15 protein-coding genes are annotated in these 15,814 nt (G+C 29.9%); 6 read left to right on the plus strand and 9 right to left on the minus strand.

All coding sequences use genetic code 11. The annotated features are described in order from the left end of the window. Positions 1-424: 424 nt before the first annotated feature. Positions 425-1,096, minus strand: coding sequence for a DUF4294 domain-containing protein (locus KK2020170_RS10785; RefSeq protein ID WP_221258337.1), 672 nt, complete (start codon positions 1,094-1,096; stop codon positions 425-427). Positions 1,097-1,181: 85 nt separating this feature from the next. Here KK2020170_RS10785 and KK2020170_RS10790 point away from each other — a divergent pair, with 85 nt between their 5' ends. From KK2020170_RS10790 to KK2020170_RS10805, 4 genes are all read left to right on the plus strand, one after another. After that, positions 1,182-2,270, plus strand: a complete 1,089-nt coding sequence (locus KK2020170_RS10790) for a M42 family metallopeptidase (RefSeq protein WP_221258338.1) — start codon at positions 1,182-1,184, stop codon at positions 2,268-2,270. Positions 2,271-2,278: 8 nt separating this feature from the next. Continuing rightward, entirely contained in the window at positions 2,279-4,207 is a 1,929-nt protein-coding gene (locus KK2020170_RS10795) for a tetratricopeptide repeat-containing sensor histidine kinase (RefSeq protein WP_221258339.1), read from the plus strand. Between the two features lies 1 nt (position 4,208). Further along, the gene (locus KK2020170_RS10800; RefSeq protein ID WP_221258340.1) at positions 4,209-4,907 is read left to right on the plus strand and encodes a response regulator; all 699 of its coding nucleotides are present in this window, start codon (positions 4,209-4,211) and stop codon (positions 4,905-4,907) included. A 100-nt stretch (positions 4,908-5,007) separates the two neighbouring features. Beyond that, complete coding sequence (locus KK2020170_RS10805) at positions 5,008-6,351, plus strand: hypothetical protein (RefSeq protein ID WP_221258341.1); 1,344 nt, start codon at positions 5,008-5,010, stop codon at positions 6,349-6,351. A 105-nt stretch (positions 6,352-6,456) separates the two neighbouring features. Here the strand turns inward: KK2020170_RS10805 and KK2020170_RS10810 are convergent, their stop codons facing one another. Then, positions 6,457-6,861 (minus strand): ankyrin repeat domain-containing protein, encoded by a 405-nt coding sequence (locus KK2020170_RS10810; RefSeq protein WP_221258342.1) that lies wholly within the window; start codon positions 6,859-6,861, stop codon positions 6,457-6,459. 261 nt (positions 6,862-7,122) lie between these two features. Between KK2020170_RS10810 and KK2020170_RS10815 the strand changes: the two genes are divergently transcribed. Together KK2020170_RS10815 and KK2020170_RS10820 are read left to right on the plus strand one after the other, a co-directional pair. Further along, the gene (locus KK2020170_RS10815) at positions 7,123-8,337 is read left to right on the plus strand and encodes an RsmB/NOP family class I SAM-dependent RNA methyltransferase (RefSeq protein ID WP_221258343.1); all 1,215 of its coding nucleotides are present in this window, start codon (positions 7,123-7,125) and stop codon (positions 8,335-8,337) included. A 10-nt stretch (positions 8,338-8,347) separates the two neighbouring features. Then, entirely contained in the window at positions 8,348-9,502 is a 1,155-nt protein-coding gene (locus KK2020170_RS10820) for an endonuclease (protein ID WP_221258344.1), read from the plus strand. 88 nt (positions 9,503-9,590) lie between these two features. On the opposite strand, the gene KK2020170_RS10825 is transcribed toward KK2020170_RS10820, so the two are convergent. Genes KK2020170_RS10825 through ccoS form a run of 7 tightly spaced genes read right to left on the minus strand, consistent with a single transcriptional unit; the run spans position 9,591 to position 15,745 of the window. Beyond that, a complete protein-coding gene (locus KK2020170_RS10825) occupies positions 9,591-10,292 on the minus strand; it encodes a sulfite exporter TauE/SafE family protein (RefSeq protein WP_221258345.1) in 702 nt (233 codons plus the stop codon). Positions 10,293-10,294: 2 nt separating this feature from the next. Next, the gene (locus KK2020170_RS10830; protein ID WP_221258346.1) at positions 10,295-10,741 is read right to left on the minus strand and encodes a FixH family protein; all 447 of its coding nucleotides are present in this window, start codon (positions 10,739-10,741) and stop codon (positions 10,295-10,297) included. A gap of 11 nt (positions 10,742-10,752) precedes the next feature. Continuing rightward, positions 10,753-12,177, minus strand: a complete 1,425-nt coding sequence (gene ccoG / locus KK2020170_RS10835; protein WP_221258347.1) for a cytochrome c oxidase accessory protein CcoG — start codon at positions 12,175-12,177, stop codon at positions 10,753-10,755. A gap of 60 nt (positions 12,178-12,237) precedes the next feature. Next, on the minus strand, positions 12,238-13,167 hold the full coding sequence (locus KK2020170_RS10840) for a cbb3-type cytochrome c oxidase N-terminal domain-containing protein (RefSeq protein ID WP_221258348.1): 930 nt from the start codon (positions 13,165-13,167) through the stop codon (positions 12,238-12,240). A 12-nt stretch (positions 13,168-13,179) separates the two neighbouring features. Then, the gene (locus KK2020170_RS10845; protein WP_221258349.1) at positions 13,180-13,353 is read right to left on the minus strand and encodes a CcoQ/FixQ family Cbb3-type cytochrome c oxidase assembly chaperone; all 174 of its coding nucleotides are present in this window, start codon (positions 13,351-13,353) and stop codon (positions 13,180-13,182) included. An 11-nt stretch (positions 13,354-13,364) separates the two neighbouring features. Next, positions 13,365-15,545: a cytochrome-c oxidase, cbb3-type subunit I gene (gene ccoN / locus KK2020170_RS10850; RefSeq protein ID WP_221258350.1), complete on the minus strand. Its 2,181-nt coding sequence runs from the start codon at positions 15,543-15,545 to the stop codon at positions 13,365-13,367. Between the two features lie 2 nt (positions 15,546-15,547). After that, complete coding sequence (gene ccoS, locus KK2020170_RS10855) at positions 15,548-15,745, minus strand: cbb3-type cytochrome oxidase assembly protein CcoS (protein WP_221258351.1); 198 nt, start codon at positions 15,743-15,745, stop codon at positions 15,548-15,550. Between the last annotated feature and the right edge of the window lie 69 nt (positions 15,746-15,814).

A 15,814-nucleotide genomic window follows, 5' to 3' on the forward strand; every position in this document is an offset into this window, starting at 1 on the left:
AAAAATTTTAAAACCTTACTAAACACTAAAAAAATTAAGAACTCCTGCTTACTTTCCCCTCATTTAGGGACGGCAAAGATACTATCTTTATTTCTTACAATCCAAATAAATTTTTAAGTTTTTTAAAACTTTTTTATTTATTCAAACTTCTCTATAAATCCAATGAACTTGCCTTATCAAAGCGGGTGCAAAAGTAGAACTCTTTTCGCAACTTCCAAACTTTTTCCTCCCTTTTTTATAAAGTTTTTTTCTTAAACCTAAATATCAATTAGTTACAATTAATCAATTACGAATTAAAAATTACGAATTACGAATCGTTAACAACAAAACGCCTTGAATAGCCCCGATGGTAACGACATCCTTTTTGAAAAAAAAGATATAGTGGACAGCGGGAAATCTAACGAACTGAATGGAAGATTGTGTGCTACTCTCCTTCTTTATTTGATTTAGCCTTTTCGATACGCTCTCTCCAAATAGAAGCTAAGTTTTTTAAATCAATAGGTTTTGCAGGATCTTGTTTAACCAAATGACCTTGACGAAATGCAGTAACTAATATACTTTCTATATAAAAATCTTCAAGTTCATTAAAAGGTTGGTAATCTTCTTTAATATCAATATCAAACAACTTTGCAGTTTTACTAGACCAAAAGGCTTTCCAACCACTTTTATATTCTTTAATTAAATCGAAAGTTGTTTCTCCTGTTTGTCTATTGATTAATTTTACTAAAATTTGTCCGTCTTTGCGAGAAAGTTTTTTTAAACGCGGTTCAAACTCTTCTTCCAAATACTTTTCAACTATCTTAAAATATTTTTTCTTTTCTTTTTTAGTTTTCAGTTTTGCCATAGTTGTGTTTAACTGAACTAACTTTTCAGCTGTCATCTTTGCATAAGGGTAAGTTTTATAAACCCTTCTTTTAAGAATTAACATTTTTTTACGCTCTTCATCTAAAGCGCTATTTCCCGCAACAACTACTTCTTTTAATTCAATTGAATATAAAACAGCGGAATCTTGCTTAGTCATTTTAATAGTATCTTGCTCTTGAGCTGAAACTAAAAAAGAAAAGATTAGAAAATATGCTAATAAAAAATGCTTCATAACTTTACAAAACTAGTTTCAAAAATAAACAAATATTATCAAGTCTAGCACCAATTTCATATTTTAGCAAAAATTTAAATTAATTATGAGTTCAAAATCGATATTAAAGAAATCTTCTTTAACCTTTTTAGAAAATTATTTGAATAATGCTTCTCCTACTGGTTGGGAAGCTTCAGGTCAAAAATTATGGATGGATTACCTTAAACCTTATGTTGATACCTTTATTACAGACACCTATGGATCAGCTGTTGGTGTTATTAATCCTGATGCTCCATATAAAGTAGTAATTGAAGGACATGCTGATGAAATTTCTTGGTACGTTAATTATATTACTGATGACGGGCTAATATATGTAATACGTAATGGAGGAAGTGACCATATGATAGCTCCTTCTAAAAGAGTAAATATACATACTAAAAAAGGAATAGTTAGAGGGGTTTTTGGTTGGCCTGCAATTCATACACGTAATAGAGATAAAGAAGAACCTGCAAAAATTAGCAATATATTTATAGATTGTGGATGCGAAAGTAAAAAAGAAGTTGAAGATTTAGGAATACACGTGGGGTGTGTTATTACTTATCCAGATAATTTTGAAATCTTAAACGGAAATAAATTCATTTGTCGTGCTATTGATAATAGAATGGGTGGATTTATGATTGCAGAAGTTGCCCGTTTATTAAAAGAAAACAAAAAAAAATTACCTTTTGGTTTATATATTGTAAATTCAGTTCAGGAAGAAATTGGTTTACGTGGTGCTGAAATGATTACGCAAACAATTAAACCAAATGTTGCTATTGTAACTGATGTATGTCACGATACTACTACTCCAATGATTGATAAAAAAATTGAAGGTGATTTAAAAATGGGACGCGGACCAGTTATTGCTTACGCACCAGCGACTCAAAATGTATTACGAGAAATGATTATTGACACCGCAGTAGAGAATAAAATTCCTTTTCAACGTCATGCTTCTTCTCGTGTGACAGGAACTGATACTGATGCATTTGCTTATAGCAATGGAGGAGTTGCTTCGGCATTAATTTCTTTACCATTACGTTATATGCATACAACAGTAGAAATGGTTCATCAAGAAGATGTAGAAAATGTGATTAAATTAATCTACGAAAGTTTACTTAAGATTGAAAACAACGAAACGTTTTCATATTTTAAATAATACAAATAATGTATAAACTAGCCTTTTCTGTTTTAGTTTCTTTATTCTTATTTATAAATGTAGCTTTTGCAAACGATACAATTGTAAATACATTTAAAAAGAAAAATGAAATAGAAAAGGTTTCTTATTTTAGAAATCTTCATAAAGAAGATAAAATTCAATACTTAAAATTTTTCGAAACGTCTTTTTTAAAACTTTTGAATGATAATTTAAAGAGTAAAGAAAAGACAAAAAGTTTTCTTTTTTGCTTAGCATTGATTGAACAGCTTCAAGAAAAAGATATTTTAGCTATTTCCGATTTTAAAGCTTTACTTGAAGATGAAAAATTCAAATTAACTAATAGAGAACGCATGGATATATATGTCGCCATGCAAGAATCATATTTAAAGCTCAATTTATATTCAAAAGTTTTCGATTGTAATAATCAAATTAATAATCTTATTGAACAAGGAGTCGATTATCCATTGTGGAGTTATAATATTCAAAGTAGATTATATTTACAACTTCAACAGTATGATAAAGCAATTCCACAATTAAAAAAAGAAATTTCCTTTTTACTCCTAAACAAACAGCGTGATTCATTAATTATTCCTTCTGCTTATAACGATTTAGGATATTATTATTCGTTAGTCAATAAAAATGATTCTGCAATTTATTTTTTTAATAAATCGCACCAACTTACATTAAAAAATAAAAACTACATTGATTCTGTAAGTTATAATAGCCTACTTTTAAATACTCAAGAAAATATTGCTAATAGTTATTTGCATAAAAATGAATATGACAAAGCAATAAATCAAATTTTATCAATTAATAATCAGTTTGACTTAAATAAAGAAAGTCCTAATTATATAAGTCGACAAATAATGTTGGCAAATGCCTATTTAGGTAAAAATGATTTTGAAAAAGTCAGAAACCTAATAATTGAGATTAATCAACTTTGTTGTTTCAATATTGTTTCTATAAAAATTCAATTTTTAAACTTAAAACATTCTTATTATAAAAAGACTGGAAACGATAAGTTAGCCTACGAAAATTTACTTTTAATCAAAAATTACAACGATTCAATTTCAAACATTCAACAACAAAAACTTTTAAAAAGTACGGAACTTAATTATGTAATTGAAGAAAACGAACGTGAGGTTCTTGAAAAGAATAAGATAATTAAAGAAAAGGAAGATACTATTTTTACAACAACTATTGTTGCACTTTCAATTTTGTTAGTCATTAGTTTTTTGTTTGTAAGAATTAACCGAAAGAAGCGATTTGAAATTGAAAAAATGAACAATTCAATTGCTCAAAAAAACACGCAAATTGAAGCTTCATTGAAAGAAAAAGAAATACTCCTTAAAGAAATTCATCATCGTGTTAAAAATAATCTTCAAGTTATTTCAGGAATTTTAGACATTCAAAACTTTAGCATAAAAGAACCCGAAATTAAAGCGATTTTAAATGAAGGTCAAAACCGAATTCAATCTATTGCTTTACTACATAAAACAATGTATCAAAATCAGAATTTTAATGCTGTAGATTTTGAACAATACGTAAATGAATTAATAACACATAGTAAACAATCTAATTATTCATTGAATAAGAATATTGATATCGATGTAAAGGTAGATTCAGTTCAACTAGAAATTGATTATGCAGTTCCACTTGGATTAATTATAAATGAACTCATAAACAATGCTTACAAACATGCATTTAATGATATTGAAAATGGTTCAATTACTATAAAGCTGGAAAAACTTGTAAAAAACAATTATTCACTTTTATTTAAAGATAACGGAATTGGTTTTCCTGAAAACTTTGATGAAAATAAATTGAATTCTGTTGGATTTGAATTAATAAACGGACTAACAAAACAACTAAACGGTAAATTATCCATTTTGAATAAAAATGGAGCAATTATCAAAATAAACTTCAACACCAACTAAAATGCAAACACCTTTACAAATATTAATTGTAGAAGACGAATTTATTACCCAAAAAACTATTTCTAATTACTTGGTTGAAATTGGTTACGAAATTGCTGGTTTAGCAATGAGTGCGAAAGAAGCCAAAGAAATTTTAGACACTAAAAATGTAAATTTCGTAATCTTAGACATTAATATAAAAGGCGAACATAATGGAATTTGGCTTGGAAATTATATTAAAGAAAATTATAACCTTCCGTTTATCTATTTAACTGCTTATTCCGATAATGAAACAATCTCTAATGCATTAGAAAGTGAACCTTTTAGTTATTTAGTTAAACCATTTCAAAAACATGACTTACTTACTTCAATTGAAGTTAGTGTTCTAAATTACAATAAATTAAATCCTAAAAAAGAAGATACTTTATTAATAAAACACAACGAAGTTTATAAAAAAGTTATCATTTCAAATATCAATTATATTGAAAGTGATAAAAATTATTTAAAGCTCTATTGTGAAGAAGAAATATATAGATATCGTTCTACTATTACAGATTTTATAAGTCTTTTGCCAAAAGAATTCATTCAAACACATAAAGGATTTATTGTAAATTCTAAAAAAATAACTGGTTTTAGTAATTCGTTTGTTGAAATCGAAAAAGTAAAAATTCCTATTTCTAAAACATTTAAAGATGATGTTTTAAACACTTTAAGTCTTTAAAATTAGATTTCATCCCAAAATAATTTCATTCTTCCCAATAATTTTATAGATCTAACATTTCATTCAATTTTTGTGTCGCTAAACAACAACCATACACAAAATGAGAAAAATTCTGCTTTTACTTATTTTTCCTTTAGTGATAAATGCTCAAGTAGGAATAAACACCACAACACCACATTCAAGCTCAATGCTTGATATTACTGCAACAAACAAAGGACTTTTAGTACCTAGAATTTCAATTCCAAACCTAAATGCTGCTGCTCCAGTATCAACTCCAGCCGAAAGCTTATTGGTTTACAATACTAATATATCAACAGGTATAGGTTTTCATTATTGGAACGGTTCTCAATGGGTTCCATTTACGGGTGCCGCAGATAATGACTGGATTATTATAGGTAATGATATGTATAATGGTAATTCTGGAAATGTAGGTGTAGGAACCACTACTCCAACGACAAAATTTCACGTTGAAAATATTGGAGTTCCATCTACAGTTGTTAATCAAGATTTTGAAAGTAATTCAATTACACCTTTAACAACTTCAGGAAGTACGAACTGGGCAACACAAAGTACACAAGTACAAGCAGGAACCTATGCAGCTGCTTCTGGAACAATTGGAGATAGTCAAAGTACATCAATTCAATACAATGCAACAATTCCTTCAGGCGGAGCAAATTTAAATTTTCACTATAGAGTAAGTAGTGAAAGTGGTTATGATTATTTACGTTTTTATATTGACGGAATTCAACAAGGCGAATGGTCAGGAATAGTAAATTGGACATTATTTACAACTGTTCTAACTGCAGGTTCACATACTTTAACTTGGACTTACAGTAAAGATAGTTCAGCATCTTCTGGTGATGATAAAGCATATTTAGATAATATTATCATTTCTACTTCTGCTCCAGCTGCGGTAAGAATTGTAGATGGTAATCAAGCTGTTGGTAAAGTTTTAACTTCTGATGGAAATGGAAATGCAACATGGCAACCAATTACAAATACAAGTATAACTGATATTCCACTTATGGCTTCAATTCCAGGAATGGTAATACCTATTTGTAATAATATCTCAGCAGGTTCCACTGGTAGTTTTAGTATAACTATTAAAGGAGTTCCAACTACAGTTAACTGGGAAGTTTTAATAAAACAAGCTAAAAGTGGTTCAACAAATGTTTCTGGTCAACAAGTTGCAAACGCAGAAGTTTTAGCAGAAAGACTCCAAGTTAGATATGATTTTACGCCTCAATTACCATTTAATCCAAACGGTTTTATATTCAGTGCCAATAATAACAGCGGTCATCCAGATGTGTTTGTATTAAACTATGCAAATAAATCGCAAAGTTCTATTACTGTTAATATTGCAAGAGTAGATCGATTTGCAGAGCAGTCTGGAGCTAACTGTTGGCAAGGTCAGTTTTATTTTGATGCATTTATTACTGACTAATTAAGTTTGACTTTCTTTTCATTTATAATTAATAGAGAGTAATTTAGAGGTTATGTTGAAAAGCCCCGCATTGCGGGGCTTTTTATTAATTACTTAGAGTCAAAATTATTTTCTTTTCTTAGCTTCTGTTAAAACTTGAATTACTTCAGTAGCCTTAACTGATTTTGCATGATCTAAAGCTGTATTACCATTGTTGTCTTCTGTATTAATTTTTGCTCCTTTAGACAATAAAAAACTAGTAATTTCTACATTATTATAGCGAGCTGCCATCATTAAAGGCGTTGTGCCTCTTTGAATTTTATCATTAACATCGGCACCATACTCTACAAGTTTTTTAACCAAATCAAAATCTCCTTTACTAATCGCAACACATAAAGGTGTTGCATCATAATAAGTTTCTACTCCTACTATTGTGCGAAAATCATTCACACTTGATAATTCGTTTGCATTAACAGTTCCTAATCCTAGAAAAACTAATGCCATTCCTAAATAACTGATCGTTTTTTTCATGATAAAAAAATTTAAATGATTAATGATTGATAATTGTAAGACGTTCGAAATATATTTCTGTTACCAATAATTTTTATAATAATATTTTTTTAACACTTTAGTTTTCAAACACCTACAATTCAAAAGTATTTATATAATTACAAAAACTCATTATTAAAAATGTTATACAATCATTAGTATATCTTAAATTATAAATCTTAAACTTAAATAGTGTTTACCATATAAATTAATTATCTTTGCAGGCTTATTTATTTTTAAAAAATGAGATTACATAGAAATTTGTGTTTTACGGTTATCGATTCATTAATGGCTATCTTTAATGAGGGTGTTTATGCTGATAAAGTTGTTGCATTAGCCTTAAAAAAAGATAAACGTTGGGGAAGTAAAGACCGTAAGTTTGTTGCAGAAACTATTTATGAAATAGTACGATGGAAAAGATTATATGCTGAAATTGCAGAAGTAAAAGAACCATTTACAAGAGATAATGTATGGCGCATATTTGCGGTTTGGGCAGTTTTAAGAGGCATTACTCTACCAGATTGGAAATATTTTGAACATACCCCAGTAAGAAGGATAAAAGGAAAGTTTGATGAATTATCTAAAATTAGAAAATTCAAAGAGTCTATTCCTGATTGGATGGATGAAATTGGTGTTAAAGAGCTTGGTGAAAAGAAATGGAGTCAAGAAATTGCAGCTCAAAACAAGCAAGCTGAAGTAATTTTAAGAGTTAATACGCTTAAAACAACAAAAGAAAAATTACGCGCCATTTTAATGGACGATAACATTGAAACTGAATTCTTAAAAGATTATCAAGACGCTTTAATTTTAAAAGAAAGAGCAAATGTGTTTTTAACACAAGCATTTAAAGATGGACTTTTTGAAGTTCAAGATGCTTCTTCACAATTAGTTGCTTATTATCTTGATGTTGAACCAGGTATGCGAGTTGTAGATACTTGTGCTGGTGCTGGTGGAAAGACGTTGCATTTAGCTTCTTTAATGAATAATAAAGGGCAATTGATCGCAATGGACATTTATGAAAGTAAATTAAAGCAATTAAAAACCCGTGCAAAAAGAAATGGCGTACACAATGTAGAATTTAGAGTTATTGATTCTACTAAAGTAATAAAAAAGCTTCACGAAAAAGCTGATAGAGTTTTGATTGATGCTCCTTGTAGTGGACTTGGTGTTCTTAAAAGAAATCCAGATAGTAAATGGAAATTGCAACCAGAATTTATTGAAAATATTAAAAAAACTCAAGCTGAAGTCTTAGACAATTATTCAAAAATTGTGAAACCTGGTGGAAAAATGGTTTATGCAACATGTTCGGTTTTACCTTCCGAGAATGAAGAACAAATTAAGCATTTCCTAAACTCTGAAGCTGGAAAAAATTTTAGTTTTGTAAAAGAACATAAAGTTTTAGCTCACGAAAGTGGCTTTGATGGATTTTACATGGCTTTATTGGAAAGAAATAAATAAATTTAAGATTATGAAAAAAAATTACACAATATTAACTTTATTATTTGCTGTTTTTATGACAGCACAGCAACCATCTGATTATTATGATTCAGCTATTGGTTTAACTGGGTATGCATTAAAAACGCAATTAAAAAAAATAATTGACGATCAACCTGATGGTATAACTAATGAATATTTACATAGTGATCAAGGTTATCCTGCTTTATGGACTTTATACGCTGGTAATAATGCATTTCAAGATCAGTATTATGAAAATGACGGGACTCTTTTAGACATGTATTCTGAGAATCCTTCGGGGCCAGATCCATATAATTTTACATTAGTAACTAATCAATGTGGTTCTTATTCTGGTGAAGGTGATTGTTACAATAGAGAACATTTAGTTCCGCAATCTTACTTTGATCATTTTGCCGTAAACCCTATGAAAAATGATCCCTTTCATGCTGTCCCTTCTGATGGGTCTGTAAATGGTGCAAGAAACAATTTACCTTTTGGTGTTGTAAATTCTGCTAATTATACTTCTCAAAATGGTTCTAAAAGAGGTTCTAATTTAGTTGATACTTATTCTACATACAATGGAACTGTTTTCGAACCTCTAGATGAATTTAAAGGCGATATTGCAAGATGTTTATTTTATTTTGCAACACGTTATGAAGATTTAATGGATGATTTTTACATTGGTGCAAATGCTGCAACATGTGAATCAAAAAATATGTTTGACGGTTCTACAAATAAAGTATTTTCAGATGCCTTTATCTTGAGATTAATCAAATGGCATTTAGACGACCCTGTTTCAGCTAAGGAAATTGCACAAAATCAAGCTATTTGGTTTCACCAAACAAATAGTAATCCTTTTATTGATCATCCAGAATTTGTTTGTCAAATTTATACTGCTCAATGTGCTGCATTAAGTACAGATTCATTTGCTCTAGATACAATTTCTGTTTATCCAAATCCAAGTTTAAACGGAACATTCTCTATTAATTCTCCAGTAGATTTATCTAAAATATCTGTTTTAAACGTAAACGGACAATTAGTAAAAGAGTATAATAACCCATCTAAAGTAAATAATGAATATGAGGTTTCAGATTTGTCTTCAGGGTTTTATTTTATTCAATTAGAAACTGGTATAACTAAAGAAATTAGAAAAGTTATAGTACATTAAATCATAGTTTAATTCTATAAAATAAAAAAGCATCAATTCTATTATGAAATTGATGCTTTTTTTAATTAACCAATTAAAACTAATATTTTTAATGACAGTTTGCTTCTTGTTGTACAAATAAATCCATAGTACTTGGAGAAATATATGGAATACTTAATCCTAAACCTCTCATAATAAAAAGGACACCTATACAAACTGCAATAAAAGGAATTACTTTTTGAATTTTAGAACGAAATGATGTACTAAATGCATTTGAAATATAAGTTACAAGACTCATTAGTGGAATTGTTCCTATTCCAAATAAAATCATATATAAAATTCCTAAATCAATAGAGTTCATTGCTAATGCCCCAAATAAAGCGACATAAACCATACCGCAAGGCAAAAATCCATTGAGTAAACCAATGGTAAAAAAAGAAGAAAAGGATTTCTTTTTAAACTGTTGTCCTAAAGAAGACTTTACTTTTGTTATAACTTTATAAACAGGCTTTGAAAAATTATATTTTGCAAACTCCTTTTCAGGTACAATTGCAATTAAAATCATTATAACGCCTACTGCAATTGAAAGTTGTTGTTGCATTCCTGCGAAAAAAAATCCTTTTCCTAAAATTCCAAATAACAAACCTAAACTTCCATAAGAAACTAATTTTCCTAAATGATATGTTAGGGTTTGTAATACTCTTTTCGCTTCATTATTTTGGTCAACAGGGAGCATTAAGGCTATTGGCCCACACATACCTACGCAGTGTAAACTACTAATTAAACCAAATATTAAAGCTGTATACAACATTATTAATAATACATTGTTTCTTTATTCATATATGTATTAGATTCATAAGACCAATCAACTGTAATGTCCCAAAGACCGCCTACCAAACTATTCTTAGGTATGAGCAAATATGGAGTAGAAATTGAAATTGGAATTTCAAAATCTAACTTTTGGTCAGACGGTCTATATAGGAACACTTTTCCTTCAATTTCAGCCGGATTAAAATCCTTTGGAAAAGAAATTACAATACCTTCTTCGGTTTTATTAAATACTACTTTATCTTTTAACTCTAAAGCATTTTGCTGCTTTTCAATATCACTTTGTACAGTAGATTCTTTTTTATAATACTCTTCAGTAACTAATTCATTATCATATTTTGAATTAGATTGTACTTTTATTACAAAGAATAATATAAAGCTAATGAACAACCCAAAAGCAATTACTATTCCTGTTCCCCAATTAATTTTCATCTTTTAAAATTTTAGTTAAAGCTTCTAGGTCCAAGGAAGTTTGTTGAAACTGTCTCAATTAATTCAGTACCATCATAAACTTCAATTTCAATTTTTGTTTTATCTCCTTCTAAAAAAACCGGGTGTATTTCTACAAACAAACTACCTTCTCCTAGCCCTTGTTTCTGAACTTTTACATATTTATTTCCTACAGGTATTAATGTTCCTTTAGGACTCTTTAATTCAAAATAAATGCTATCTAAATCTTTTACCGTTTTGTTTACAATTTTAAACGTGTAAATATTACTAATATTCTCGCCTTTGTGTTGGAAAGTTTGACCTGGTAAACGCAATATTGTTGCTTCAACTTCGCCTCGCATAAACAGCATAGCAACAAGTGCTAAAATTAATAATGAAAGTACAGCAATGTAACCCTTCATTCTTGTAGTAAGTTTGAATTTTTCTTTAAAATTTATCTCATCCTCACTAGCATATCGAATTAGCCCTTTAGGTAACCCTACTTTTTCCATAATAGTATCACACTCATCTATACAAGCCGTACAGTTAACACATTCTAATTGAGTTCCATTACGAATATCAATACCTGTTGGACAAACTACAACACATTGATTACAATCGATACAATCTCCATAACCTTCAGCAGTTCTATCTTCTCCATTTCTCCATTTTTTTCTTCCTTTTTCTCCTTCTCCTCTTACATGATCATACGCTACGTTTATCGATTTATTATCTAATAAAACGCCTTGCATTCTCCCATACGGACAAGCTATTATACAAACTTGTTCTCTAAACCATGCAAAAACAAAATAAAATACAGCCGTAAAAATTAATAATGCTACAAGTGTATGCATGTTTTGCGCAGGTCCTTCAGTTATCATCTTGATTAATTCTTCATTACCAACTAAATATGCCAGAAAAACATTAGCTATACCAAAAGAAATAAGAAAAAATATAAACCATTTGGTTACACGTTTTCTTATTTTTTCTGCATTCCACTTTTGTTTTGCTAAACGTATTTGCGCTCCTCTATCTCCATCTATCCAAAATTCTATTCTACGAAAAACCATTTCCATGAAGATTGTTTGTGGACAAAACCATCCGCAAAAAATTCTACCGAAGGCTACGGTAAATAAAGTAAGACCTACAACACCAATAATCATAGAAATAACAAAAAGGTGAAAATCTTGAGGCCAAAAAGGAAAACTAAAAATATTAAATCTTCTTTCTAATACATTAAACATTAGAAATTGATTACCATTAATTTTAATAAAAGGTGCTGATATAAGAAATACTAATAAGACATAACTTAAAACTTTTCTTTTATCATAAAATTTACCAGAAGGTTTCTTTGGAAAAATATAGTTTCTTTTTCCATCTTTTGTAATAGTTCCTATACTATCTCTAAAGCTTTCTTCTGGAAGATTATTATTTGACATGGCAATTTTTTATTGAGATTAAAAAGGATTTGAGTTTTCTCAAATCCTTTTTAAAATTAATTATTCAGTTTTTGTTGAATCCACTACAGTTTCAACAACTTCAGCAACTTCTTCAGTTGGAGCTGTTTCTTCTTTCCACTCATCACCCTCTGCAGGTTTTGCATCAACAGGATTTGAGCCTTGTAAAGAAAGTACATAACTTGCTACTTTTTGAATTTCAGTTGGTTTAAGTGATTCTTTCCATGGAACCATTCCTTTTCCTGAACGTCCACCTTCAGAAATAGTAGTAAATACATTTTTAATACCTCCTCCAAGAATCCAAAATTTATCTGTCAAGTTCGGTCCAATTGCTCCACCTCCATCTGCTTTATGACATGCAACACAATTTTCAGTAAAAATTGTTTTACCTTCTGCTAAGGCAGTTGCATCAGTTAATAAAGTAGCCTTTTCAGCATTCATTAAATCTGGAGCAGTTTTTAAATACTCCTGAATTTGTTTATCACTTTGTTCCATTTCAGCAATAAACTCTTCATCTTGAGTATAATCACCAATAATATGAAAACGTACTAAATATATTACAGCAAAAACAATACACGCATAGAATAGTCCTACCCACCATGGCGGCAAAACGTTATCAAGCTCTTTGATTCCATCGTAATCATGATCTAACATTACATCTGCTTCATGATCAATATCTTTAGATTTAGTAAGCATCTTCATTAACTTACTATCAGCAAAAGATACAGATTGAGCCTCTTCTAATTGTTTCTTTTGTTCATCTGTTAATAAATGATAAGTAACTTTATCAACAGCACTAACAACAATTTCGATTGCAACTAATAAGAATAAAAACACTCCTAAAAATAAAGCAACCATAGGGAATTTAATAAATGCAGGTCTATCACCTGAATCTATAAAGAATTCCAATCCGCCCATAACTAAGGCAAATATCAATGGAACTCTTACATATGCTGGAATTAATTTTTTCATTTTAATCTTGTTTTAGTTTTCTTCTTTGAAAGGTAAATCACTAAGTTCTTTAATTTTATCTTTACTGTAGGTCATAGCCCATATTCCGAATGCTACGAATACAATAAAAAATATTGTCAAAGAAATAATCGGATAAACCTCTACATCAGAAATGGTTTCTAAATTATGTTTTACAAACTTTAACATGATGCTTTATTTTACTTGTTTTTTACCTTAATGTCAGTACCTAATCTCTGTAGGTAAGCAATTAAAGCTACAATCTCTCTATTTTTCATAGGAACAAATTCTTCTCCTCTAGCAGCAGCATTCTTTTTACTTTCTTCATAAGATTTTACAAAATCTGGATCAGCATGTAGGTTTTCTTCAATTTGCGAAGCTTGAGCATCTATACTCTTCATTGCATTTGCAATTTCTTCATCAGTATAAGGAACACCTAATGTTTGCATTACTTCCATTTTCTTTTGTATTAAAGAAAAATCCATTGGCTTATTATCATACATCCATTTGTACCCTGGCATAATAGAACCTGGAGAAGTACTTTGTGGATCATACATGTGGTTAAAGTGCCAATTGTCATTATACTTACCACCTAATCTATGTAAGTCTGGTCCAGTACGTTTAGAACCCCACAAGAATGGATGGTCATATACATACTCACCTGATTTAGAATATTCTCCATATCGTTTCACTTCTGAACGGAATGGTCTAACTAATTGAGAGTGACAGTTATTACAACCTTCTCTAATGTATAAGTCTCTACCTTCTAACTCTAATGGTGTATAAGGTTTAACACTTGCAATTGTTGGAATATTAGATTTAACAACTAACATTGGCACAATTTGGATAATACCCCCAATTGCAACTGCAATTGTAGTTAAAATTGTAAATTGGATTGGTCTTCTTTCTAACCATGAGTGCCATTTTTCTCCTTTTAATTGGTATTTTGAAATTTTAGCTAAAGCTGGAGCTTCTGCTAGTTCATCTTCAATTGCAGAACCTGCTTTAACTGTTTTATAAATATTGTAAACTAAAGTTAAAATACCAATAAAATATAACGTTCCTCCCATAGCTCTCATTGCATGCATAGGGATGATTTGTGTTACCGTTTCAAGGAAGTTACCATAAACTAGTGAACCATCTGGATTAAATTGTTTCCACATAAATGCTTGTGTAAAACCTGCTACATACATTGGTAATGTATATAAAACAATACCTAAAGTACCTATCCAGAAGTGGAAGTTTGCTAACTTTTGTGAAAATAAAGTTGTTTTTGTCATTCTTGGTATCATCCAATAAATCATACCAAATGTTAAGAAACCGTTCCAAGCTAAAGCTCCAACGTGAACGTGTGCTACAATCCAATCTGTAAAGTGAGCAATTGCATTAACATTTTTTAATGATAACATTGGTCCTTCAAAAGTTGCCATACCATAACCTGTAATAGCTACTACCATGAATTTTAAAACTGGATCAACTCGAACTTTGTCCCAAACTCCTCTTAAAGTTAATAATCCGTTAATCATACCTCCCCAAGATGGAGCAATTAACATAATTGAGAATACAACTCCTAAGTTTTGAGCCCAATCTGGTAATGCAGAATATAATAAGTGGTGAGGACCTGCCCAAATGTAGATAAAGATTAACGACCAAAAGTGGATAATTGACAATCTATAAGAATATACGGGGCGATTAGCTGCTTTAGGAACATAATAATACATTAATCCTAAGAATGGTGTAGTTAGGAAAAATGCTACTGCATTATGACCGTACCACCACTGAACTAATGCGTCTTGAACACCTGCGTAAACAGAATAACTCTTGAATGCAGACACTGGAATTTCAATATTATTAAATATATGAAGTAATGCAACTGCTATAAATGTTGCAATATAAAACCATATTGCTACATAAATATGACGCTCTCTACGTTTTAAAATTGTACCTATCATATTTATACCGAAAGCTACCCAAACAATTGCAATTGCAATATCAAATGGCCATTCTAATTCGGCATATTCTTTTGAAGTTGTTATTCCTAAAGGTAATGTAATAGCAGCTCCTAAAATAATAAGTTGCCATCCCCAAAAGTTTAATTGGCTTAAAAAATTACTAAACATTCTTGCTTTAAGCAAACGTTGCATTGAGTAATAAGCACCAGCGAAAACAGCATTACCTACAAAAGCAAATATTACTGCATTTGTATGTAATGGTCTTAAACGTCCGTAACTTAACCATGGAATCCCATCGGTCATGTTCGGAAACAAATAAAAGAAAGCTACTGTTAAACCTACTAGCATCCCAATAACCCCGAATGCAATTGAGGCGTACAAGAAGTTTCTTACAATTTTGTTGTCATAATAAAATTGTTGCATCTCCATAATTAGATTGATTTTTGTTTCTCTTTTTGTGTTTGTATTATTTTGTTAGGGTTTTTCTTAAGTTCATCGTCAAAAAGCATTCTGACAGATGGAGTATAGTCATCATCATACTGACCACTTCTAACTGCTTTTATAAAAGCACCTAGAAAAATAATAGCCACAACTATACTAACTGTTATTAAAAGATAAATTACACTCATACCATTCCAAATTTGCTTTAACAAAGTTATTATCCCTTACATTCTTAAAATATGACTTTTATCATACTT

Source organism: Flavobacterium okayamense (assembly GCF_019702945.1).
GTDB lineage: Bacteria > Bacteroidota > Bacteroidia > Flavobacteriales > Flavobacteriaceae > Flavobacterium > Flavobacterium okayamense.

Excerpts from the sequence above, each read along its gene's own strand:
- KK2020170_RS10785 (WP_221258337.1), bottom strand. The coding sequence starts at position 1,096 with ATGAAGCATTTTTTATTAGCATATTTTCTAATCTTTTCTTTTTTAGTT.
- KK2020170_RS10790 (WP_221258338.1), top strand. The coding sequence starts at position 1,182 with ATGAGTTCAAAATCGATATTAAAGAAATCTTCTTTAACCTTTTTAGAA.
- KK2020170_RS10795 (WP_221258339.1), top strand. The coding sequence starts at position 2,279 with ATGTATAAACTAGCCTTTTCTGTTTTAGTTTCTTTATTCTTATTTATA.
- KK2020170_RS10800 (WP_221258340.1), top strand. The coding sequence starts at position 4,209 with ATGCAAACACCTTTACAAATATTAATTGTAGAAGACGAATTTATTACC.
- KK2020170_RS10805 (WP_221258341.1), top strand. The coding sequence starts at position 5,008 with ATGAGAAAAATTCTGCTTTTACTTATTTTTCCTTTAGTGATAAATGCT.
- KK2020170_RS10810 (WP_221258342.1), bottom strand. The coding sequence starts at position 6,861 with ATGAAAAAAACGATCAGTTATTTAGGAATGGCATTAGTTTTTCTAGGA.
- KK2020170_RS10815 (WP_221258343.1), top strand. The coding sequence starts at position 7,123 with ATGAGATTACATAGAAATTTGTGTTTTACGGTTATCGATTCATTAATG.
- KK2020170_RS10820 (WP_221258344.1), top strand. The coding sequence starts at position 8,348 with ATGAAAAAAAATTACACAATATTAACTTTATTATTTGCTGTTTTTATG.
- KK2020170_RS10825 (WP_221258345.1), bottom strand. The coding sequence starts at position 10,292 with ATGTTGTATACAGCTTTAATATTTGGTTTAATTAGTAGTTTACACTGC.
- KK2020170_RS10830 (WP_221258346.1), bottom strand. The coding sequence starts at position 10,741 with ATGAAAATTAATTGGGGAACAGGAATAGTAATTGCTTTTGGGTTGTTC.
- ccoG (WP_221258347.1), bottom strand. The coding sequence starts at position 12,177 with ATGTCAAATAATAATCTTCCAGAAGAAAGCTTTAGAGATAGTATAGGA.
- KK2020170_RS10840 (WP_221258348.1), bottom strand. The coding sequence starts at position 13,167 with ATGAAAAAATTAATTCCAGCATATGTAAGAGTTCCATTGATATTTGCC.
- KK2020170_RS10845 (WP_221258349.1), bottom strand. The coding sequence starts at position 13,353 with ATGTTAAAGTTTGTAAAACATAATTTAGAAACCATTTCTGATGTAGAG.
- ccoN (WP_221258350.1), bottom strand. The coding sequence starts at position 15,545 with ATGGAGATGCAACAATTTTATTATGACAACAAAATTGTAAGAAACTTC.
- ccoS (WP_221258351.1), bottom strand. The coding sequence starts at position 15,745 with ATGAGTGTAATTTATCTTTTAATAACAGTTAGTATAGTTGTGGCTATT.